This window comes from Empedobacter sp. UBA7252, from assembly GCF_002472765.1.
GTDB classification, from domain to species: domain Bacteria; phylum Bacteroidota; class Bacteroidia; order Flavobacteriales; family Weeksellaceae; genus Empedobacter; species Empedobacter falsenii_B.
Genome location: NZ_DKSQ01000076.1, coordinates 100797 through 124703 on the forward strand (window position 1 = coordinate 100797; position 23907 = coordinate 124703).

22 protein-coding genes are annotated in these 23907 nt (G+C 32.7%); 13 read left to right on the top strand and 9 right to left on the bottom strand.

Features of this window, described 5'->3' with window-relative positions:
* Nucleotides 1–7: 7 nt before the first annotated feature.
* From B2X73_RS11080 to B2X73_RS11115, 8 genes are all read right to left on the bottom strand, one after another.
* Nucleotides 8–2209, bottom strand: coding sequence for a M1 family metallopeptidase (locus tag B2X73_RS11080; RefSeq protein WP_291096422.1), 2202 nt, complete (start codon nt 2207–2209; stop codon nt 8–10).
* Between the two features lie 201 nt (nt 2210–2410).
* Nucleotides 2411–3022 carry a DUF4254 domain-containing protein gene (locus tag B2X73_RS11085; RefSeq protein ID WP_114998393.1) on the bottom strand — a complete coding sequence of 204 codons (612 nt, stop codon included), beginning with the start codon at nt 3020–3022 and terminating at the stop codon, nt 2411–2413.
* 81 nt (nt 3023–3103) lie between these two features.
* Complete coding sequence (gene tatA / locus B2X73_RS11090; RefSeq protein ID WP_038336575.1) at nt 3104–3286, bottom strand: twin-arginine translocase TatA/TatE family subunit; 183 nt, start codon at nt 3284–3286, stop codon at nt 3104–3106.
* A 37-nt stretch (nt 3287–3323) separates the two neighbouring features.
* Nucleotides 3324–4991 carry a murein hydrolase activator EnvC family protein gene (locus tag B2X73_RS11095; RefSeq protein ID WP_291096424.1) on the bottom strand — a complete coding sequence of 556 codons (1668 nt, stop codon included), beginning with the start codon at nt 4989–4991 and terminating at the stop codon, nt 3324–3326.
* Nucleotides 4991–5791, bottom strand: a complete 801-nt coding sequence (locus B2X73_RS11100) for a DUF4292 domain-containing protein (protein WP_291096426.1) — start codon at nt 5789–5791, stop codon at nt 4991–4993. The genes B2X73_RS11095 and B2X73_RS11100 overlap by 1 nt, the downstream gene beginning before the upstream one ends.
* 5 nt (nt 5792–5796) lie before the next feature.
* Nucleotides 5797–6819 (bottom strand): sugar nucleotidyltransferase, encoded by a 1023-nt coding sequence (locus B2X73_RS11105; RefSeq protein WP_291046185.1) that lies wholly within the window; start codon nt 6817–6819, stop codon nt 5797–5799.
* Nucleotides 6820–6912: 93 nt separating this feature from the next.
* On the bottom strand, nt 6913–7347 hold the full coding sequence (gene dut, locus B2X73_RS11110) for a dUTP diphosphatase (protein ID WP_038336568.1): 435 nt from the start codon (nt 7345–7347) through the stop codon (nt 6913–6915).
* 2 nt (nt 7348–7349) lie between these two features.
* The gene (locus B2X73_RS11115) at nt 7350–8768 is read right to left on the bottom strand and encodes a lipopolysaccharide biosynthesis protein (protein WP_125349197.1); all 1419 of its coding nucleotides are present in this window, start codon (nt 8766–8768) and stop codon (nt 7350–7352) included.
* A gap of 96 nt (nt 8769–8864) precedes the next feature.
* Between B2X73_RS11115 and B2X73_RS11120 the strand changes: the two genes are divergently transcribed.
* The 8 genes from B2X73_RS11120 (at nt 8865) to B2X73_RS11155 (ending at nt 16330) form a co-directional block, all read left to right on the top strand.
* Nucleotides 8865–9866, top strand: coding sequence for an NAD(P)H-dependent glycerol-3-phosphate dehydrogenase (locus B2X73_RS11120; RefSeq protein ID WP_038336564.1), 1002 nt, complete (start codon nt 8865–8867; stop codon nt 9864–9866).
* Between the two features lies 1 nt (nt 9867).
* Complete coding sequence (locus B2X73_RS11125) at nt 9868–10281, top strand: hypothetical protein (RefSeq protein ID WP_038336563.1); 414 nt, start codon at nt 9868–9870, stop codon at nt 10279–10281.
* Nucleotides 10282–10405: 124 nt separating this feature from the next.
* Nucleotides 10406–10828 (top strand): hypothetical protein, encoded by a 423-nt coding sequence (locus B2X73_RS11130; protein WP_286495472.1) that lies wholly within the window; start codon nt 10406–10408, stop codon nt 10826–10828.
* A 150-nt stretch (nt 10829–10978) separates the two neighbouring features.
* Nucleotides 10979–11854 carry a bifunctional 5,10-methylenetetrahydrofolate dehydrogenase/5,10-methenyltetrahydrofolate cyclohydrolase gene (locus B2X73_RS11135; RefSeq protein ID WP_125349219.1) on the top strand — a complete coding sequence of 292 codons (876 nt, stop codon included), beginning with the start codon at nt 10979–10981 and terminating at the stop codon, nt 11852–11854.
* Between the two features lie 4 nt (nt 11855–11858).
* Nucleotides 11859–12506 carry a 7-carboxy-7-deazaguanine synthase QueE gene (locus B2X73_RS11140; RefSeq protein ID WP_291096428.1) on the top strand — a complete coding sequence of 216 codons (648 nt, stop codon included), beginning with the start codon at nt 11859–11861 and terminating at the stop codon, nt 12504–12506.
* 96 nt (nt 12507–12602) lie between these two features.
* Entirely contained in the window at nt 12603–13124 is a 522-nt protein-coding gene (locus tag B2X73_RS11145; protein ID WP_125349193.1) for a plastocyanin/azurin family copper-binding protein, read from the top strand.
* Nucleotides 13125–13358: 234 nt separating this feature from the next.
* Nucleotides 13359–15092, top strand: a complete 1734-nt coding sequence (locus tag B2X73_RS11150; RefSeq protein ID WP_291096430.1) for a thiamine pyrophosphate-dependent enzyme — start codon at nt 13359–13361, stop codon at nt 15090–15092.
* Nucleotides 15092–16330: an MFS transporter gene (locus tag B2X73_RS11155; RefSeq protein WP_286495848.1), complete on the top strand. Its 1239-nt coding sequence runs from the start codon at nt 15092–15094 to the stop codon at nt 16328–16330. The genes B2X73_RS11150 and B2X73_RS11155 overlap by 1 nt, the downstream gene beginning before the upstream one ends.
* Before the next feature lie 46 nt (nt 16331–16376).
* On the opposite strand, the gene pgi is transcribed toward B2X73_RS11155, so the two are convergent.
* Complete coding sequence (gene pgi / locus B2X73_RS11160) at nt 16377–18029, bottom strand: glucose-6-phosphate isomerase (protein ID WP_286495847.1); 1653 nt, start codon at nt 18027–18029, stop codon at nt 16377–16379.
* A gap of 163 nt (nt 18030–18192) precedes the next feature.
* Between pgi and B2X73_RS11165 the strand changes: the two genes are divergently transcribed.
* The 5 genes from B2X73_RS11165 to B2X73_RS11185 are packed head-to-tail and all read left to right on the top strand — an operon-like array spanning nt 18193 to nt 23888.
* The gene (locus B2X73_RS11165) at nt 18193–19818 is read left to right on the top strand and encodes an alpha/beta fold hydrolase (protein WP_291096432.1); all 1626 of its coding nucleotides are present in this window, start codon (nt 18193–18195) and stop codon (nt 19816–19818) included.
* Between the two features lie 55 nt (nt 19819–19873).
* The gene (locus B2X73_RS11170) at nt 19874–20620 is read left to right on the top strand and encodes a lysophospholipid acyltransferase family protein (protein ID WP_286495845.1); all 747 of its coding nucleotides are present in this window, start codon (nt 19874–19876) and stop codon (nt 20618–20620) included.
* Nucleotides 20617–22467 (top strand): M1 family metallopeptidase, encoded by a 1851-nt coding sequence (locus tag B2X73_RS11175; protein WP_286495844.1) that lies wholly within the window; start codon nt 20617–20619, stop codon nt 22465–22467. Before B2X73_RS11170 ends, B2X73_RS11175 begins: the two co-directional genes overlap by 4 nt.
* A 3-nt stretch (nt 22468–22470) precedes the next feature.
* On the top strand, nt 22471–22944 hold the full coding sequence (gene rnhA / locus B2X73_RS11180) for a ribonuclease HI (RefSeq protein ID WP_038336544.1): 474 nt from the start codon (nt 22471–22473) through the stop codon (nt 22942–22944).
* A 29-nt stretch (nt 22945–22973) separates the two neighbouring features.
* Nucleotides 22974–23888 carry a hypothetical protein gene (locus B2X73_RS11185; protein WP_125349186.1) on the top strand — a complete coding sequence of 305 codons (915 nt, stop codon included), beginning with the start codon at nt 22974–22976 and terminating at the stop codon, nt 23886–23888.
* Nucleotides 23889–23907: the final 19 nt, after the last annotated feature.

Below are 23907 nucleotides of genomic sequence, written 5' to 3' on the forward strand. Positions count from 1 at the left end.
AACAAATTTACTTCTTTGTAAACTCAAACTTTTGTCCAGCTTCTTCTACAGAAAATGTCTTTTTATCTTTTGCAAAAGTCAACTCCAAACCGCCTTGTTCATTCACAAATTTACCATCACCTTGATAATCTAATGGAATAGTTTGTCCACCAAAAACTAAATTCAATTTATCGTTTTCAGCTTTCAACACAAATTCTGAATTAATTTGTTTATTCGTAAATGTACCTTCGTATTCTTTTGGATTAATCTTTTCAACAGGTTTTACATCCGCCATATTGAATGTATTATTCTTCAAATCATTATCTGGTAAAGCTCCATTTGGATCTAATTTTACAGTAGCAACTTCTTTTGTAGATGGTACTTTAAATGTCCATTCTGTATTACGCTTCCATACTTCGATTGGTAATTTTACCTCTTCCGAAGTTCCGTCTTTGAAATTAACCTGAACGGTTGTTGGCATTGGTAATTGACCAAAGTTTTCAACTTTTAATACCAAGCCTTTTTTGTAATCTCCATCCACATATTTAGCGCTATTTATCCCTTGATCGATTGTCCATTTATTCAAGAACCAACCTCTCCAAAACCAAGATAATTCTTCTCCTGAAACATTTTCCATCGTGCGGAAAAAATCTTCTGGCGTTGGATGTTTATATGCCCAATATTTGATGTATTGGCGCAATGCTTTATCGAATTTTTCTTCACCCAAAATTGTTTCACGCAAAACTTTCATTCCAGCACCTGGCTTATAATACAACAATGCACCGATATTTCTTTCGCGCATATTATCTGGTTGAGTCGTTACAGGCTCAAGATTATCGCTGAATAAATAACCCGCCATTCGTTGTGCAGATTGCTTTTTGTAATATTCGCCATTGTTGAAATTCTTCGTCGAAATATCATTGATAAACGTATTAAAACCTTCGTCCATCCAACCATGAACACGCTCATTAGAACCAACAATCATCGGGAACCAAATATGTCCAAATTCGTGATCTGTAACACCCCAAAGTCCTTCACCTTTCGAAGTCATATGACAAAAAACAATCCCGGGATATTCCATTCCACCCTCATTTCCTGCCACATTTGTCGCCGCTGGATAAGGATACTCTAACCATTGTTTCGAGTAATGCTCAATAGAAGCTTTTGTATATTCTGTCGATCTTCCCCAAGCATCATTTCCGTCACTTTCTACTGGATAAGCCGAAATTGCCAACGATTTTTGACCACTTGGAAGATTAATTTTTGCTGCATCTAAGATGAACGAAGATGATGAAGCCCAAGCAAAATCACGTGTATTCTGAATTTTAAATTTCCACGTTTTTGTTCCTTTTGCAACTTTTGTCGCTTTGTTTACCTCATCAGCAGAACGAATAATAACGGTTTTATCACTCGCTTTTGCTTTGTTCCAACGATTCACTTCTTCTTTCGAGTAGACTTCGTTTTCATTCAATAATTTTCCTGAACCAACCACATAATGCGTAGACGGAACTGTAATATTTGCTGTTACATCTCCATATTCCAGATAAAATTCTCCTGGTCCTAAGTATGGTAATGTATTCCATCCCATGATGTCATCGTAAACCGCCATGCGAGGAAACCATTGCGCCATCGTAAAAATCTTTCCATTTTTAGTTGGTTCTACACCCATTCTATCGGCTCCATAATCTGGTGAAACAAATGAATATTCGATTTTTATTTTTGTTTTTCCTCCACGAGCTTTCAAATGATTAATCAAATCAATTTGCATGCGTGTATCCGAAACAGTGTATTTCGCTTCTTTTCCGTCTATTTGAACAGATTTAATTTTATAACCTCCTTCAAATTCAGAAGTTGAATCACCATAACGGCTTCCAGAAATCGGTAATAAAGCACTTCCTCGAGATTCTTTTTTGAATAAATTTTGATCCAATTGTAACCACAAAAAGTCTAAATCATCAAAACTATTGTTGGTATATGTAATTTCAGATGTTCCCGAAATTTCATTTTTTTCTTCATTCAAACTAACATTCAGATTATAATCTGCACGATTTTGCCAATAATTATGACCTGGTTTTCCACTCGCCGAACGAGTTTCTGTTGCATTATTCTGATAAAAAAATGGTTTGAAAGCTTCTTGATAATCGTATTTTGGTTTTTCTTGTTGACCAAAAACCGAAATCGAGAATAAACTTATTCCTAAAAGTAAGGGTTTGAAATAATTTTTCTTCATGTGTGAAATTTTACAGTAATTATAAAATTACCTCATATTTTTCAATACGAGGTAATTTCAACTTTATAATTATTCTAAAATTTTAGTTTGAAGTTTTTTCATTCTAATATTTTGATTAGATAAAATTAACACATTTGTAGGCAATAAAAAAACTCATCTAAAAAAGATGAGTTTTCTATATTTTATTAATTTTTCTGAAAATTATTTCTTGTTTGCATAAAGAACTGGATTCAAATCCTCGTCATTATACATTTTCATTTGTTTATACACTTTCATGTATTTTTTACCTGCTTCAAAATCAGCCAACAATTCTTCAATCGCTGTTGATAAATCTTGATGTTGTTGATTCAAAACATCTAATTTCACTTGACAAGCTGCTTTATGCTCCGGTGTTGCATCTTCACGTTCTACCTCTTGTTTCATGTGATAAACCTTAAGCGATAAAATAGAAAAACGGTCTACAGCCCACGCAGGAGATTCTGTATTGTAAGTTGCATCTGCTTTTACTTCTACATTCGCATATTGTTGTAAAAACCAGCTATCCACATATTCTACCATATCTGTACGTTCTTGGTTTGATTTATCAATCCAACGTTTTAAGCTTAATGCTTCTACTGGATCAATTTGTGGATCACGAATAATATCTTCTAAATGCCATTGAACTGTATCAATCCAATTTTTTTTGTACAATAAATGAGCGATTAAATCTTCTTCGCTATATGGATTTTCGATTTGACGATTTACATCATCATATTTGTGATAATCATTGATACTTTGATTAAAAATAGACCAAGCTTTATCTGTGAATTTCATGTTTTGTTTTAGTTTATAAAATAAAAGCATTGTAATTGTATACGCAACTACAATGCTCTATTATCTAATTAAAAATATATTTTAATTTTCTTTTTTGTCAGAAGTACTTTCTGTAGCTTCTGATTTGTTATCATCTTTTGTTGCTTTCTTGAATTCGTTTAATCCAGAACCTAATCCTTTCATTAATTCAGGAATTTTCTTTCCTCCGAATAATAATAACACAACAAGTACGATTACGATCCATTCTTTACCTCCTAATCCCATACTGAATTGATTTTAATGCAAATATATAATTAATTTATTACATTCCCGCTACCCAAGAAGCAGGATTTTGTTTTGTTATTCCGCTCCAAATTTGGAAATTCATGACTGTTTCACCATTAGGAGTTGTATCAATTATTCCTATAGATTGACCTCGTTTTATTTCATCTCCTTGCGAAACACTTACACTTGATAAATTTGTGTACACAGAGAAATAAGATCCATGGCGTATTAAAACAGATTTATTTCCTCCTGGTACAGCCATCACTTTTGTAACGACTCCTTCATAAACTGCACGCGCATGAGCACCGCGATAACTCGAAATATCAACACCGCTATTCATAGTTGTAATATTAGATAAAATTGGGTGTGAATTAGCTCCAAATCTACTTACAACCGTTCCTTTATCAACAGGCCAAGGTAGACGACCTTTGTTTGATGAGAATTCTCCCGAAATACCTTCAGAATCTGGACGTTCTGCAAAAGTCTCAGCCGGTTTTACTGCATCAACTTTTACAACACGTTCTTTTTCTGGCACTTTTACAACAACTTTCTGCTCAGCTTCTATCTTCGCTTTACGCTCAGCTTCAGCTTTAGCTGCTGCAATTTTACGAGAATCTTCTTCTTTTTGAGCTTTTAGACGAGCATCTTCTTCTGCTTTACGTTGTGCAATGATGCGTTGACGTTCTGCTTCAGCTTCGCGTTCTAATTGTTCAAATTTAGCAACTTCTGTTTTTGCTGTAGATACGAAACTTCCTGTTGGATGATGATTTAAATAAGATTGATACGCTTGTTTTGTATGCGCTGAACGTGCAATATTCCATGCTTTGGCATCATTTTCAATTCTTAAAATAGCTGTACGAGCTGATTTCGCATAATCTCCTTTTGGGTTATCTCTTAAATACTCATTATAAGATGCAATTGTATTTCCTCGTTTGGCTTCGTTCCAATCTTTTAAATCTTTTTCTGCACGAATTTTCGCTTGTCGAATCTCTTCTTCAATAATTGCTTTAATCTGTGCATCAATTTGGCGTTGTTGTGCTTCTTTTGCATTAATTTCAGCAGCAATAACACCTTCGTTTTTACGGAATTCTTCGACCGCTTTCTCTTTTGTTAATCGTTCTTTTTCAAGATTTTGACTAAACAAAGTTTGCTGAGAAAGTACTTTTTCTTTTTCGTCTTTCGCTTTTTCTTTTTTTGCTTTTTTCGTCTGAATATCAGTTTGTTTACCGATAATTTCATTTGCTTGTCCTAATTGAAAAGCCGAATATTTTTCTAAATATTTGATACGACGATATGCTTCTCCCAAACTTTTAGAAGAAAGCACAAAAAGTAATTTATTTTCAACAGATTTGTTCTTATATGCTCGAACCAAAACCTGTTTGTAGTCTTTTTTTAGCTCAACCAACTCGCGCGAAAGTTTATTAATCTCTAATTGAATTAAATAAATTTCGTCCTCGATAAAGCGTTTTTCTTTCGATAAGTTGTTAACTAATTTTGTTTGTACCTGAATTTTTTTCGTCAAATTCTGCACAAAATCAACATTTAACTTCGAATTTTGCTTATTAACCTCGAGTTGTTTGTTTAAGTTTATAATCTCTTTTTTAAGCTGAGCATTCTGTTTTTGTAAGTTCGCTTTATTGTACGGAACCTGCGCAAACACTGATAATGACAACGTTAAAAGTACAGTTGATAAAACAAACTTCATTATTTTATTTCTTTTTTCTTATACCCATCTGGAATTGAGAACGGTGTGTTCGTTTCCTGAAACGTAAAACTATTATATTCCAAGTCTATTTGACGCGTTTTTTTCTCTTTTATAATAATTTTAACATTTTTCGGAAATTCCTCTGCTCCAGCTTTTACCCAATTGTCGTAAGCCAAATCAACTTCCATTTTTCGTTTTGGATCTTTCAGATGTGCTTCTTTCAATCGGAAACCGTTATCAAAAACATATGTTTGTATGTATTCGCCTTCTTTTGGAGAAGTCGCAATTGCTTGATTTTTATTATATGTAATCGTATATTGATTATTTGTAAAAGTAGCTGTATAATCTGTTGGATTTAGATCAACGAAAACTTTTCCTAACATCAAATTTTGTAATTTTTGATAATCGACAAAATCAACTTTCAATAATTTATTTGCAATAGAAAAATCTCCTTCATAATATGTTCCACCTAACTTTTCAAAAGCTGAAAAACCATCAGGCGTAATCAATGCGCGAGCACCTGTAAATCCAAATTTTGTTGCATTAACCCATATCTTTTGCCCATTTTTCACAGCAATTGTAGCGTTTGCATCTCCAGAAATCTCTTCTAAATCTGCTGTTACTTTTGCCTTAATCGTCAAATCTTTGAATGATGATTTTTTTGACAAGGTTTGCTGAATAATTTTTGAAGAAGCCGAAACAACTTCTGTATTATCTTTATCTACTTTTGCTGCTTTCTGAGTGTTACAAGCTGTTGCAAGAACCCCTAAACAAAAGATATACGTTAATTTTTTAATCATAATTTTTATGCTTTGTGTGATTTGAAATCCAATTCTGAATAATCTCCTAAACTGATACTTCGCGAAACACCATAATATTTGGCATTGTTTCCGATCATTGTATCTGTAAGATTTGCATTACTGATGATTGAATTTTCTTGAATCAAACTGTTATCAATATTCGAGTTTTCAACAACCGTTCCATTTCCTAATGAAACAAAAGGTCCGATTTTCGAATTTTTAATCACGACATTTTCTCCAATAAAACATGGTTCAATGATTAATGAATTGTCAATTTTTGCAGAAGAATGAATCGTTTTGAAATCTTCTTTATCCAGATTCAACACACGTGTATTGGTGTCAACTGTAACCGCTTTATTACCACAATCCATCCATTCGTCCACTTTTCCAAGCGTAAATTTATCACCTGCAGCACGCATATTTTCTAATGCATCTGTCAATTGATATTCTCCACCTTTTTGAATATCATTTTCTAATAAATATTCAATTTCTTTATATAACTTTTGTCCATCACGGAAAAAGTAAATCCCAATAATCGCCAAATCCGAAACAAATTCTTTTGGTTTTTCAACGAAATCTGTAATAACACTGTTATCATCTAATTTCACAACGCCAAAAGCCGAAGGATTATCGACCTGTTTTACCCAAACAACGCCATCCGATTCCATATCTAATTTGAAATCTGCACGAAATAATGTGTCTGCATACGCCACAACCGTTGGTCCATCCAAAGCTTCTTTTGCCATCCAAATAGAATGCGCTGTTCCAAGCGGCTCCAATTGATGACAAATTGTTCCTTTTGCTCCTAATTTTTCTGCAATTGCAATTAAATCAGCTTCAACCTCAGCTCCAAAATCACCAATTACAAAAGCAATTTCGTCAATTTTTTCTGAACAAACCTTCGCAATATCTTCTACCAAACGATGCACGATTGGTTTTCCTGCAATTGGAATTAATGGTTTTGGTGTTGTTAATGTATGAGGGCGTAAACGTGAACCACGTCCTGCCATTGGGATAATAATTTTCATTTTATTTCTAAAAATATTTTTTGTTAGATTGATATTTTATAATTGAATTACTTCTTTTTTAGATTCTTCGACAAGCTCAGAATGACAAAAAAATTATTGTTTTCCTGTACTTCCGAAACCTCCAGCTCCGCGTTCAGTTTCATTTAAAGCGTTAGATTCTTCCCACTCAACCGTTTCGTGTTTCGCGATCACTAATTGTGCAATACGCTCCCCATCGTTGATTGTAACGGCTTCGTTTGAAACATTAGCTAAAATAACACCGATTTCTCCACGATAATCTGCATCAATTGTTCCAGGAGAATTCAAACAAGTTAAACCATATTTTAACGCCATTCCACTACGAGGACGAACTTGTGCTTCGTAACCTGCTGGTAATTCGATGCTCAATCCTGTTGGAATTAATCTTCTTTCCAAAGGTTTTAATTCGATTGGTGCATCAATGTTAGCTGTTAAATCCATTCCAGCCGATAAAGCTGTTTTATATTCTGGTAAAGCGTGTTTCGAGATGTTGATAACTTTTACTTTCATCTTTATTTTCTTAGTTTTTTAAGTGTATTTTTTTCCGCAAACGCAATAAACGCAATGTACACGATAAGAATCAGATTACCAATAATCAAATTAGAATCGAGAATGTAATAATTTGTACATGCTAAAGCAATTGCAATTCCCATGTAAAGTACAATTTTATTGACTTTATACGGAATCGGATAAACTTTCTGACCCCAAATGTACGAAATCACCATCATTACACCATACGCCAATAAAGTTGTCCAGGCAGAAACCATAAAACCATATTTTGGCAATAAAAAAACATTCAAAATAATAGTAATCGCACCACCAACCAATGAAATTATAGTTCCGATACTTGTTCTATCCGTTACTTTGTACCATGTTGAAAGGTTATAATAAATTCCGAAAAATAAATTCGCAATTAAAATAATTGGGACAATATCTAAAGCATTCCAATACGTTGAATTTGGAACAAATATTTTCTTAATCCAGTCAATATTTGCTAAAATTCCAAGAATTACAATATTACAAATGATACTGAAAAAGAACAAAATATTCGCGTATGTCTGTTTTGCATCTCCTTTTTTGGCAACTTTAAAGAAAAATGGTTCTATTCCCATTCGATAAGCTGTAACGAAAAGCGTCATTAATGTTGCTAATTTGTAACAAGCACCATAAGAACCCGCTGCTGCTGGATCTATTAATTGTCGTTGAACTAATTTATCGAAATTTTCATTTAAAATATACCCCAAACCAGCAATCATAATCGGATAACCGTACAAAAACATTTGTTTGAAAAGTGATTGATCAAATTTGAATTGAACATGACGTACAACGCCTATTAATAATACAAATCCTAAAATACTCGCTAATAAATTCGCTATAAAAGGATAGGAAATCGCATTATCAAAACCTAAACCTAGCATAAAATCTTTCGAAACATAATACAACAAACCAATTGTCAAAACTGCTTGAAAAACATTCTGAATTACGCGAATTGTTGTATATAATATTGGTCGATTTTTAAAACGTAGAACTGCAAAAGGGATCACACAAATTGCATCAAAAAAAGCAATCCACGCAAACCACAAAATATATTCTGGGTGATCGCTATAATTTGCAGAATCTGCCAGAGGTTGTAAAAAAAGAAAAACTAAAACGAGCATTGCAGTAGAACTCATCACCATAAACCAAAAAGCTGTATTCAACACTTTTTGATACATTCCTTCTTCGGTTGCATAACGGAAAAATGCAGTCTCGAAACCAAATGTTAAAATGACATTCAGGAAAGAAACCGCAGAATATAATTGAGAAAACATTGCAAAATCTGAATTATCAACTTGCTTGATAATAAAAAAATTCAATGCTAAAATAATTACCCTCGGCAATATAGAGCCAATACCGTAGATAATGGTCTCACTAAAAAGCTTTTTATACAAAGTCGTTAAAATTTTTACAAAATTGAGTTTCTTTTCGTAAAATTCAAAATACCTAAGCTACAAATTAATTAACTTTGTCTATTCAATACATATATTATGATAGAGTTATCTAATCGTAAAGTTGGATTAATAGGGAATGGAAGCTGGGCAACTGCGATTGCAAAAATGCTGAATAAAAACCTTGAAACTTTCAACTGGTGGGTAAAAGATGAATACGTAAAAGGATATTTGGAGCGAAATAGACATAATCCAAATTATTTAACTGATGTCGAATTTAAGTCAGAAAAGCTTAAAATTTCAACGGATATCAACGAAGTTGTCATGAATTCGGATATAATCTTTTTGGTTGTGCCATCTATTTACGTTGCCGATTGTTTAAGTAAATTAACTGTTCCGTTGACAGATAAATTTGTAGTAACATCAATCAAAGGAATTATTCCAGATCATTATCAATTGGTTGGACAATATTTGTTTGATAAATTCGATGTAAAAGAAGAACAATTAGGAATTGTAAGTGGTCCTTGTCACGCTGAGGAAGTTGCTTTGGAGCGTCTTTCTTATTTAACAATTGCGGCGCAAGACGAAAACAAAGCACAAGTTGTTGCGGATTGTTTAGCATGTGATTTTATCAAAACGAAACTTTCAAACGATATTTACGGAACTGAATTTGGCGCGGTATTGAAAAATATTTACGCGATTGCAGCAGGTATAGCGCATGGTTTGGGTTATGGAGATAATTTCCAAGCAGTTTTGATGAGTAATGCGATTCGAGAAATGAATCATATTTTAAAAACTGCAAGTCCAATGAAGCGTAAAATTAACGATTCGGCTTATTTAGGCGATTTGTTAGTAACAGGATATTCGTTCTTTTCACGAAATCGAATGTTCGGAAATATGATTGGAAAAGGTTACACCGTAAAATCTGCTATTTTGGAGATGAATATGGTTGCCGAAGGTTACTATGCGACAAAAGGTGTGGCAATTATGAATGAGCAATACCAAATAAAAGCGCCAATTATCAACGCTGTTCATAAGATTTTATACGAAGATAAAAACGCAAAAAAAACTTTCGAAAAGTTGTCTAAAAAATTAGATTAAGATGATTAAACAAGATTTTATTTCAAAATATATTCAAGAATTAAACAAAACATTGGCTCGAATCATTTCGTTAGAAGTTGGAAATGCAGATGAAGGTTTTTTGATTATTTTCAATCAAATGTTACAATCGTATTACAAAATTGATGATAATAATTTGTCGACTTTATTGGAAGCAAACGAAGAACGCGATCAATTTTTGTTGGCAGATGAATTGAAAAAGAAAAATATTTTGACGTTTATGAAAGCGATTCGTATTTATCTCAATCGAGAAGATTTTACAAAAGCAAAAGCATCTTACGAAGTCTTGAAACGCATTGAAAGCATCAATTCTGGAATTTTTCAATTTCCGACAGAAGAAGATCATTTGATTGTACAAGAACGAAAAGTTGTAGAAGAAAAAATGAGTAATTTGTAATAAAATCAAACTTTATAAAATTTCAAAAAAGCTGTTAGAAAACTAACAGCTTTTTTTTTGTATCTTAACACAACCTAAATCAACCTACTATGGATAACATTCTTTCATTACTATCATCATTATTTTGTTTTTTTCTCCATTTGCACTACTTCTTGGAATAACTTTTTGGGCAAGTAAATCACGCGAAAAGAAACAAAATGCTTTGTTAACACAAGTTCCTCCAAATGTAGAATTTAAAGCAGTTTTGCGTTATAACTTTGGAAATCTACAATCAAAATTCTTAAAAATGAAAGCGTTTCAAGGAAGTGGTGTTTTATATGTTTTGGACGACAAAACACATTATATCACCACAAATAATCCGAATGATAATTTTATTTTCGATCTGAAAACTTCACAAATCAATTGGATTGGTGTTAATCTTACAAATGGTTTGTTGGAATGGTTTCAATTGAAAAATGGAGAAAAAGATTATTATTTCAATTTCGAAACTGGCATGTTTATTTTTAATATAAATTCTAAAAAAAATGAACACAACACAAGTTTTTAATTACTTAAAAGAATCGCAGAAAAAATATCAATAATGCTAAAACCACTTCACAACGAAGTGGTTTTTCTATTTAATCAGAAAATCATCAACTCAAAACTTAATGATTTATTTTCCAATTTGTCCGTATCTTTGCGCAAACACAACAAAACAATGCAAATTTTAGACGGTATTAAACTGGCAAAAGAGATCAAACAAGAGATCAAGGAGCTGGTGCAGAATTACAAGGACCAAGGAGTTCGTGTACCACATTTGGGTGCAATTTTAGTAGGAAGTAATGGTGCTTCTCAGACCTATGTTGACAATAAAATCAAGGATTGTCATTTTGTAGGTTTCGAGTCATCAGAATTACGTTTGCCTGATACAATTTCTCAAGAAGATTTGATTGCAGAAATTGAAAAATGGAACAATGATGATACATTGGACGGGTTTATCGTGCAATTGCCATTACCAAAACACATCGATCAAGAAGCGGTTATCAATGCAATTGATCCTAAGAAAGATGTAGATGGTTTTCATCCGATGAATTTTGGTAAAATGGCGTTAGAAATGGAAACATTTTTACCTGCTACACCTTACGGAATTATGGAAATGTTAGAGCGTTACAACATTGATACAGCTGGTAAACATACAGTTGTGATTGGTCGTTCTCGCATCGTTGGTCGCCCAATGAGTATTTTGATGAGTAAAAACGGAAATCCTGGAAACAGTACAGTAACATTAACTCATTCGAAAACTCAAAATTTAGAACAATTTACAAAAGAAGCTGATATTGTGATCACTGCATTAGGTGTTCCTGGTTTCTTAAAAGCTGATATGGTAAAAGTTGGAGCGGTTATCGTTGACGTAGGAATTACACGCGTTGATGACGAAACTAATCCACGAGGATTTAGATTAGCTGGTGATGTAGATTTTGATAATGTAAAAGAAAAAGCATCGTGGATAACGCCAGTTCCAGGAGGAGTTGGACCAATGACACGCGCTATGTTATTAAAAAACACATTGTTGGCATACAACAACAAAAAATAAAATTATGATACACATTGCATCAACAACTGCAGAAGAACAACAATTGATACAAGAAGGGAAATTATTGCCTGTTATGGAGCATTTTTACACAATTCAAGGTGAAGGAATGTACACAGGTGTGGCTTCTTATTTTATTCGATTAGGAGGTTGTGATGTTGGTTGCCATTGGTGCGATGTAAAAGATAGTTGGGATGCTGAAAAGCATCCCTTAACTAATGTGGATGAATTGGTGGATTTGGCAACTTCTCAAGCCAAAACAATCATCATTACAGGAGGAGAACCTTTAATGTGGGATTTGACTTATTTGACAAAAAAACTACACGAAAAAGGTGCAAGAATCCATATTGAAACTTCGGGTGCCTATCCGTTGAGCGGAGAAATTGATTGGGTTTGTCTTTCTCCTAAGAAATTAATGTTGCCGTTAGACGAAGTTTGCGAAGCTGCAAATGAATTGAAATGTATTGTGTTCAATAATCACGATTTTCAATTTGCTGAAGAACAAGCTGCTCGAGTTGGAAAAGATTGTACGCTTTTCTTACAAACAGAGTGGAGCAAACGCAACAAAAACCTTCCATTGATTGTGGAATATGTAAAAGAAAATCCAAAATGGCGTTATTCTTTACAAACACACAAATATTTGGATATTCCTTAGAAATTTATCTGTTTAAAATCAGTTCTATTTAGACTGAGTAAATTTTTTTAAGTTACTGAATTTCATTATTTTTACATCAAACAAAAAATTGAAATAATGAAAAAAATAGCTTTGATGAGTTTCGCGGCAATTTTGATGATGAGCTGCGGAGATTCTAAGAAAGATGAATCAACTCAACCAGAAATAGATTATAGTACAGCTCCATCAGAAGATGCTGAAACTTCTACAGCTACGCCTGCTACAAACAATCATATTGTTTTGAAAGCGAGTGATGATATGCGCTACGATAAAACTGAATTTACAGTAAAAGCTGGTGAAGAAGTAACTTTAATCTTAATGAATGCTGGTGAAATGTCAAAAGAAGCAATGGGACATAATTTTATTTTGTTAAAACCAGGTTCTGATGCTTCTGCTTTTGCAAATACAGCGGCTTCTGCTAAGGCGACAGATTATATTCCGACAGAATTACAATCAGAAATTATTGCGCACACAAAATTGTTAGGTGGTAAAGAAAATGATCAAATCAAATTTACCTTAGAAGAAGGTACTTATGATTTTTTATGCTCTTTCCCAGGACATTTTGCAACAATGAATGGAAAAATTAAAGCAGTTAAATAGATTGTGCAATTATTTTTTATGTCAAATATAGTTTTGGCACAAATATTGAAATATTCATGTACGTATAAGATTTAGTAGAGTAAATTTTGTCCTCATGTGTTAATTTTAAGCCTGTTTTTCAACAGGCTTTTTTGTTTTTCAACAATTTAATATTCAAATATTTAACACTTATTTTAAACATTTTTATCCTATAATTTCATAACTTGTTAGTCACAATCAAAAAAATACTTTATTATGGGAAAGAATGTAGCACATCAAATTGTAGAATTACTAGAAAAAGCGAATATAAAACGTGTTTATGCAGTAACTGGTGATAGTCTCAATTTTTTTAATATTGCAGTTAAACAAAGTGACAAAATTGATTGGGTTCATGTAAGACATGAAGAAGCTGGAGCAATAGCTGCTACTGCCGAATCAGAATTGAATGGGATTGGATGTTGCGCTGGAAGTTCTGGTCCTGGTCATGTACATTTGATTAACGGAGTTTATGAAGCGCATAAATCAAGAACTCCTTTAGTTGTAATTGCCTCTACTCTGCCTACAATAGAATTTGGTACAGATTATTTTCAGGAAACGAATACTATTAAACTTTTTGATGATTGTAGTTGTTATAATCAAATTATAACTCGAGCAGAACAAGTTCCTAGAATGGTACAAACAGCAATACAACATGCTATTTCAAAAAAAGATGTTGCAATTATTGGACTTCCAGGAGATATTGCAGAAATGGAAGCCGTTGAAAGTAATTATACCTCGAATTTCTATTTCAATCAACCTATTATTACTCCAAATAAAACTGAATTAAGAGAAGCTGCTTCTATTATAAATGATGCTAATAATATTACCTTATTCTGTGGAATTGGCGCATCTCAAGCAAATGAAGAAGTTATAAAACTTTCTCGTCATTTGCATGCTCCAGTTGGATATTCGTTCAAAGGAAAAATGAGTATTCAACCCAATAATCCAAATGAAATAGGAATGACAGGATTACTTGGTCAACCATCTGCTTATCATGCTATGCACAAAGCTGATTTAATTATTTTGATTGGTACCGATTTTCCTTATAAAGATTTTATTCCAACAGATAAAAAAATCATTCAAATTGATTCAGATGGCTCTAAACTTGGACGAAGAGCTAAAATTGATTTAGGATTAGTCGGAAATGCAAAAGAAACAATTAACGAATTAATTGAGTTATTAGAACCTAAGCAAGACAAAGATTTTTTGGATAGTCAATTAGAAATGTACAAGAAAGTTCTTGAAAGCAAAATGACATTTGTTCATGAAAAAGGAAAAGAAAATGCCATTCAACCCGAATATGCAGCTTATTTATTAGATGAGTTAGCTACAAAAGATGCTATTTTTACAGTTGATACAGGAATGTGTTGTGTTTGGGGAGCACGTTATATAACGGGTACGGGGGAAAGGAAAATGTTAGGATCTTTTAATCATGGTTCTATGGCAAATGCAATGCCTCAAGCGATTGGTGCACAAATGGCATATCCTGATAGACAAATTATTGCGATGTGTGGAGATGGTGGAATCTTAATGTTATTAGGAGATTTAGCAACCATCAAACAATATAATCTACCTGTTAAACTAATTATTTTTAATAATAGAACATTAGGAATGGTCAAATTGGAAATGGAAGTTGCTGGTTTACCTGACAATGAAACAGATATGGAAAATCCTGACTTTACTTTGATTGGAAAAGCAATGGGAATAGAAAGCGAATCGGTTAAAAATCCTGATGATTTACCTGATGCAATCGGAAGAGCTTTTGCGCATAATGGACCGTATTTATTAAATGTATTTACAAATCCAAACGCTTTAGCAATGCCTCCAAAAGTAGATCTTGATCAAATGATTGGAATGACAAAATCTATGGCGAAACTAATGTTAGGTGGAAAAATGAATGAGGTAATGGAAACGATTAAATCCAATTATAAACATTTAAAAGATTTATAATGAATCAACCATCATCTATCACACAATCAAGTAAAAAACTTTTCATCATTGCATGGGTTTTAGGCTTAATCTTTTATTTCATTGATTACGCAACTCGTTCTGCGCCTTCATTAATGATCACAGATTTGGCTCAGAATTACAACATTTCTAAAGAAAATTTAGTTTCTCTCATTGGAACATATTATTACACCTATTCGATATTCGCTTTAATTGCTGGAATATTTTTAGACAAATTTGGTGCAAGATATTCGATGTTTGCAGGATGTTTTATACTCGGAATAGGATGTATTTTATTTATCGCTTCCTCCCAATTCGCTGGAACAACAGGCAGATTATTACAAGGAGCAGGTAGCGCATTTGCTTTTCCTGGTTGTGTCTATTTAGCAACCAAAGGATTCTCATCAAAATCTTTAGCAACAGCAATAGGCTTCTCTCAATGTATAGGAATGCTTGGTGGAGCGGCAGGACAATTTGTGGTTGCGCCATTATTAGAAAATGGTTTTGGATATAAAACATTTTGGATAATTGCTGGAGTTTTATGTATAATTCCAGCTGTAGCAATGCTGTTCATAACTCCAAAATCGTCTGAAGAAGAGATCGAAAAAAGTAAACAAACCTCTTTTATTGAACCTTTCAAAATTATTTTCAGCAATCCAAATTCTTGGTTAACTGGTATTATTTCTGGATTATTATTTATACCGACAACAATTTTTGCCATGACTTGGGCTGTTCCTTTTTTCAAATTAGACTTAGGTTTTGATGCTCACAATGCTGCTATGACTGCTGCTATGGCGTCACTAGGCTGGGTAGTTGGATGTCCATTAATGGGTTATATAACGGATAAAATAGGAAAAAGAAAACCTGTTATTCTTTTTGGTTGTATCGGAATGATCCTGATGTTTTTACAACTCATTTATCTTTCAGATTTAATTCCAATAAAAGTTACATTTTTCATTTTTGGGCTTTTCTCTGGAGTCGCAATGATCCCATATTCGGTTATCAAAGAAGCTAATCCAGATTATGTAAAAGGCTCTGCAACTGGAGTTCAAAACTTTTTGACATTTGGTGCAACTTCTCTAGTTAATCCTGTTTTTGCTAAATTATATGGAAACGAAATTGTAAATGTTACAGATAAAACTGTACATTATCATCAAGCAATTTGGTTTTGGATCATTGGAATATTTATTGCCATTATTCTAACCTTATTTTTAAAAGAAACTGGTCACAAAAATTCATAAAAAAATCCGCTCATTGAGCGGATTTTTTAGTAATTATATTGATAAATTATTTTCTCCAATATTTATAAGCATTGATTAATCCATTTGTAGAAGCATCATGAGAAGTAACTTGTTCATCATTTTCTAACTCTGGTAAAATCACATTTGCTAATTGTTTTCCTAACTCTACTCCCCATTGATCAAAAGAGAAAATATTCCAAATAACACCTTGCACAAAAATTTTGTGTTCGTACATCGCAATTAAATTTCCTAAAACTTTTGGAGTCAATACTTGATATAAAATTGAGTTTGTAGGACGATTTCCTTCAAAAATTTTGAAAGCAGTTAAGAAATCAATTTCTTCTTTCGATTTCCCTGCTTTTTCTAATTCAGCAACAACCGTTTCTTCATCTTTTCCAAAAGCTAAAGCTTCTGTTTGAGCAAAAAAGTTTGATAATAATTTTGCATGATGGTCGCCTAAAACATTCAACGAATTAGCTCCTGCAATAAAATCGGCTGGAATTAATTTTGTTCCTTGATGGATTAATTGATAAAAAGCATGTTGTCCATTTGTTCCTGGTTCTCCCCAAATAATTGGTCCCGTTTCATAATCTACTTTTTTTCCATCACGACCAACATATTTACCATTACTTTCCATATCTCCTTGCTGAAAATATGCTGCAAAGCGCGATAAATATTGTTCATAAGGTAACAAAGCAACCGAATCTGCACCAAAGAAGTTGTTGTACCAAATTCCTAAAAGCGCCAAAACTACTGGTATATTTTGATCTAAAGTTTCTGTCTTGAAATGCACATCCATTTCATGCGCTCCCTCTAACAATTCTTCGAAATTATCGAAACCAACTGCCAAAGCAATGCTCAAACCAATCGCGCTCCACAACGAATAACGACCGCCAACCCAATCCCAAAATTGGAACATATTTGCTGTATCAATTCCGAAATTTGCAACGCCTTCTGCATTTGTCGATAACGCCACAAAATGTTTCGCTACATCAGCTTCTTGCGCATCAGAATTCAAAAACCACTCTTTTGCCGAAAACGCATTTGTCATCGTTTCTTGCGTTGTAAATGTTTTTGAAGCAACAATAAATAAGGTTGTTTCTGGATTTATTTCTTTAAAAGTTTCTGCTAAATGCGTTCCATCAATATTCGAAACAAAATGAATATTCAAACGAGTTTTATAATGTTTCAATGCTTCCGTCACCATCACAGGTCCAAGGTCAGAACCTCCAATTCCAATGTTGACAACGTCTGTAATTTCTTTTCCTGAAAAACCTTTCCATTCACCCGAAATTACTTTCTCCGAAAAAGATTTCATCTGATCTAACACCTCATTAATTTGAGGCATCACATCTTTTCCGTCAACCAAAACTTCTTCATTAGAGCGATTGCGTAAAGCTGTATGTAGAACAGCACGTTTTTCAGTAACGTTAATGACATCTCCTTCAAACATTTGCTGAATTGCTGTATCAACATCCATTTCTTTCGCTAAATCAACCAAAAGTTGAATCGTTTCTGCATTAATTCTATTTTTCGAATAATCCACTAATAATGAAGGATATTGAATCGAAAATTCTTCAAAACGATTTGCATTTTGAGCAAATAATTCTTTGATTGACGTATGTTGAATCGTTTGAAAATGTTTCTCTAACGCATTCCAAGCATTCGTAGTTGTTGGATTGATTGTATTTAAAGCCATAATATTTTTAGTATTCTTTCCTTAACAAATTTAATCATTTCATGCTCATCTCAAAACCAATATTATTACGATAACGTTTTAGATGAAAATTTTATGAAATAATTAATAAACGATTAATGTAACCTTTTTAAAAACAATGCGTCATATAGCAAACAACAAAGTCATGAGCAACTATTTTTTTGGATTAATTTTAAGTATTTGTACAATCGTTCAAGCCCAAATTCAAGTGAAAGGAACTGTAAAAGACAGTAATAATTTGCCAATTTCATACTGTTCTATTGGAATAGAAAATTCAGAAGTTGGAGCAATTACAGATGAAAATGGTCAATTTTCTATCGAAATTCCCGAAAATTTAACTAAAACTCATTTAGTTTTTGATGCGTCAGGTTATAATTTAACTTCAAAATCGGTTCATGATATTCAACAAAGTTCTGTTGTTATATTAACTGAAAAATCAATTTCATTGTCAGAGGTGACACTGAAAACAGAAAAAATGAAAGAAAAAATAATTGGTCAAAAAACTCGTCCAATGCTTACTTTTTCTAAAATGTTTGATGAAAATGTACCAACAATTGAACAAGGAAATATTTTTGAAATTTACCCAAATACAAAACTGAATGCGTTTAATTTTCATATTATTCCAAGTTCTAAATTTGAAGAAATAACGCTGAAAGTTAATATTTATTCGGTCAAAAATGGGTTACCCGTAGAATCCATTTTAGATAAAAACATTATTTATAAAACTTCTACAACAGGATGGCAAAAAATTAATTTAACACCTTATAAATTTCGATTCAAAAATGTTGATCAAATTGCTGCAACACTACAATTAGTTGGTTATAAAAAATTAGATCAAGAAGATTTTGTTTTTGGTGTTTCGGCTAAAAAATCTTTAGCAAAAGATTTATTGTTTAGGTATCAAAGTCAAGGTAATTGGGAAGCTTCCGAAGGCGTTTTTATCGCCAACTTAGATCTTTTATATTCAAAAGATAAATTGACTATAAATGAGGAAAAGCCTGAAGAAATTGATACAAAAACAAAAGAATTAATTTCATATTATCAACATAAAGAGAATGCTAAAAAGTTGATTTATGGAAAAAATAAGTTAGGAAAATATATTGACATAAACGATGCAAAGATTTATTATGAAGAATATGGACAAGGTGAGCCTTTGATTTTTTTACATGGAAATAACGGAAGTATAGAAGATTTTTATCAACAAATTCCATTTTTTGCCAAGCATTATCGAGTAATTGTTCTTGATACGCGCGGACAAGGGAGAAGTACAGATTTGACAAATACACCTTACACTTATGAAGAATTTTCAAACGATTTACTTCAAGTGATACAAAAACTTAATCTAAAGAAAGTAAATCTTGTTGGTTGGAGTGATGGTGCAAACACAGCTTTAATTATCAATACTCAACATCCTGAATTAGTTAATAAAATTATAACAATTGGAGCAGTTCTTAATCCAAATGGAGTAAGCGAAGAACTGATTGAGAATTTGAAAAGTTTAGTAAATAGATCTTCAGAAAATACGAATTTACGCTTAATCAAATTGATGTTAAATGAACCAAAAATTACTAAACTAGAATTAAATAAAATTCAAAATCCTGTATTGGTCATTGCTGCAGAAAAAGATGAAGTAAAAGAGAGTCATACTAAAGAAATTCAACAAAATATTTCAAAAGCAGAGTTATTGATTATTCCAAATTCGACACATTATGTTCCTTTCGAGCAACCAAAAGTATTAAATGAAGCCATTTTGAAGTTTTTGAAAAAATAGGAACATAGGTTTAGTTTTCATTTTCTCCATATCTTTACCCAACTAAACCAACTCAATGAAATACATCACAGGTTTCTTCGTCCTTATTTGGCGCATTTGGATGATTTTATTAGCCGCAATTTATGTCCTAACAATTGGTGTTTTTATCGTATTACCTTTAGCAAACTTCGATAAAACATTTCCTTACATCTACCCATTTATAAGATATTGGGGAAAATTTGTTTTGTATGGAACAGGATTTAGAATAGATTACAAAAAACTTGTTCCACTCGATCCAAAAGAAAATTATGTTTTTATAGCTAATCATACTTCGGTGATGGATATTATGTTGATGTTGACTATTCTAAAACATCATCCAATCGTATTTGTAGGCAAGGCAGAATTGCTTAAAATCCCTATCTTTGGACGAATATTCGAACGAATTTGTATCCCTGTCGACCGAAAAAGTGCACGTAGTAAAGCACTTGTTTATCCCGAAGCAAAGAAAAAGTTAGACAAAAATCTGAGTATTTTTATTTTTCCTGAAGGCGGCGTTACAAACGACAAAGAATTCAAAATTTATTTGGATCCTTTCAAAGATGGAGCGTTTAACATTGCGATTGAAACACAAACACCTTTGGCTGTTTTGGCGATTCACGGTGTTAATAAAATGTTTCCATTCAATTGGTTTCGAGGATATCCAGGGAAAATAAAAGTTCGATTATTGGCGACTTTCGAAACGAAAGATTTGAATGTAAAAAACGATAAAGTGGCGCTGAAAGAAGCTGCTTACAACATGATTTTAAAAGATTTAGAACAATGAAAAATTTAGTTTATATCGCATTAGGAACGGCTTTAACGGCGGTTAGTTGCAATAAACAAATCACTTCTACCACAGAAACTGAAGCAAAGGATAATCAAACTTTTGCTGATTTAGATAAAACTCGCATCAAACATTTGAGTTTGGATATCGAAACCGATTTTGATACGCATCAAATTAAAGGTTCTGCGGCTTATACATTCGAAAATAATCAAGCAAAACAATTGATTTTAGATACCGAAAAACTAATAATTGATTCAGTTTTATTAGCGAATGGAAAAACAACAACATACAAATTAGGTGAAAAAGATTCTATTAAAGGTCAAGCCTTAATCATTGATGTTACGCCAAATGATACAATTGTAAAAGTTTTCTATAAAACTTCGCCTGATGCAAATGCCTTACAATGGTTAAATCCGCAACAAACACACGATAAAAAACATCCGTTTTTATTGTCACAAGGTCAAGCGATTTTAACACGTTCTTGGATTCCGATTCAAGATACACCAAGTGTTCGTTTAACGTACGATGCAAAAGTAAAAACGCCAAAAGATTTGTTGCCTTTGATGAGTGCAATCAATCCAAAAGAAAAAAATTCCGAAGGAATTTATACCTTCAAAATGCCACAACCAATTGCACCTTATTTGATTGCTTTGGCTGTTGGTGATGTACAATATCAACCAATCGATAACAGAACGGGAGTTTATGCAGAACCTGGCTTATTGAAAGCTGCTGCGTGGGAATTTGCCGACATGGGAAAAATGGTAACGGCTGCCGAGAAATTGTACGGAAAATATCCTTGGGAACAATTTGATGTATTGGTTTTACCGCCTTCGTTTCCTTTTGGTGGAATGGAAAATCCGCGTTTAACATTCGCAACACCAACTGCAATTGTAGGTGATCGTTCGATGACGAATTTGATTGCACACGAATTGGCGCATTCTTGGTCTGGAAATTTAGTAACGAATTCTACTTGGGATGATTTCTGGGTAAATGAAGGATTTACAGTTTATTTCGAACGTAGAATTATGGAAGAATTAGAAGGAAAAGATTATGCAGATATGATTTCGGTAATCGGTTTTCAAGATTTGGAAACGTCGATGAAAAATATTCCAGAAAAATATACTTCATTAAAAGTGAACATGAAAGGTGCAAATCCTGATGATGCTTTTTCTGATGTTCCGTACGATAAAGGTTATTTATTTTTGAAAATGTTAGAAGATAAATATGGTCGTAAAAAATTTGATAAATTCTTGAATCAATATTTTTCTTCGCACGCTTTCCAAACGATGACGACAGAAAAATTTGTGGAGTATTTGAAAACTAATTTGACAAATGGAGACGATTCTTTTGTTCAAGAATGGATTTATAACACAGGTTGGCCAAAAGATTTGAAAAAACCTACTTCAAAATTATTCGATTTAGCAGAAGCACAGTTACAGCAAGATATTAAAAACGGGCGAAATAAAGTTGCTCCGAAAAAAGTGGCGATATCTACGAAATCTACAAACGAATGGGTTCATTTTATTCGTCAAATTGATACGACTAAAAACACGAAAGAAGATTTAGCTTATTTGGATGCTATTTATGATTTTACAAATTCAAAAAATCCAGAAATTGAATGTGCTTGGTACGAAAAAGCATTTTTAATGCATTACGATAAAGTCAACACAAATGCAAAAGAATTCTTGGTAAATGTTGGTCGTCGTAAATTTTTAGAGCCTTTATATTTAGCTTTAAAAGAATCTAATCAATTGGATTTAGCGAAGAATATTTATAAAGATGCGCGTCCAAATTATCATTTTGTTGCGCGTCAAACAATTGATACAATGTTAAATTACAAACCATAAAACATGGCGATTGTAGCATATACAGACGGTTCGTCGTTGGGAAATCCTGGTCCAGGAGGATTTGGTTGTATTTTGTTGGAAACCGAGAAAAAAGTCAAAAAAGAAATTTCTCAAGGTTTTCGACTAACAACCAATAATCGAATGGAATTGTTGGCAGTTATTACGGCTTTGGAAACGCTAAAGTTCACCAACACGGAGATTACTATTGTGACGGATTCTAAATATGTGGTAGATGCTGTGGAAAAACGTTGGGTTTTTGGTTGGGTGCAAAAGAATTTCAAAGGAAAGAAGAATGCTGATTTGTGGAAAAGATTTTTAGAGGTTTATAAAATTCATCGCGTAAAATTTCAATGGATAAAAGGTCATGCTGGACATCATTGGAACGAAGAAGCTGATAAATTGGCGGTTGCGGCAGCAAATAAACCAGAAAATTTTAAGATAGATTCTTACTTCGAAATTCATCAAAACGAAGAATAATTTTCTACTTTTGTGAGGCAGAGAGAAAAATGAAAATGAAGACGTTGTGGAGATTTCTCCTACTACTTTTAATTACAATTTACAGTTGTTCGCCTAAAAAAGAAAAAGGTGAACTTGTCTACTTTAGTGGACGAATCGCAAATGCGCAAACAGATAGCATTTATCTATTATTGAATAATCGTGAAAAAGCTTTTGCTTTAGATTTTGATGGAAACTTTTCGGATACTCTTCAGTTAGTTGACGAAGGCTACAAAACACTTTCTATCGAGCGCGAAGAGTTTACAATTTATTTGATTCCAGGTGATAGTTTGATTCTAAATACAGATTTAAAACATTTGGAGAATAATTTCAAATTCTCTGGAATAGGAAAAAATCGAAACAATTATTTGGTTGACAAAAGTTTTAAAACGGATAAATTCTTAACTGAACATACCGAATTATTTAAACTTGCTCCGCCAGATTTCAAAAATCAAATCAAAAAGTTTCATCAAAAAGTTTTCGAAAATTTAGAAAAATTAGAAGTTAATTCTTCGTTCATCAAAACAGAAAAAACGAATTTAAATTACGATTTTATCAATTTGTTGTACATATACAAGGATTCGTACACTTACTACAATCCTGCTTCACAACAATTACCCGTTAATTTTTTGACAGAATTAGACGAAATTGATTTAGATAATGACGAGGATTATAGAACGTATCAGAGTTACCGTAATATTGTCTTAACAAACTTACAAGAAAAATTATATCAAGGTCTTTCCCCAGATACTTTATTGGAAAACATCAAAAGTCAATCGATAAAAAACGGATTTATTAATTCATTAATCTATGAACTTGATCCAAAAGATCCGAATAGCAACGGAATTTATCAAGCGATACAAAAACACTGTAATTATCAACCTTGGTTGAATGAGGCTGCAAAGCGCATGAAAAAATTTGGTTGATAACTTAAAAAAATAAAAG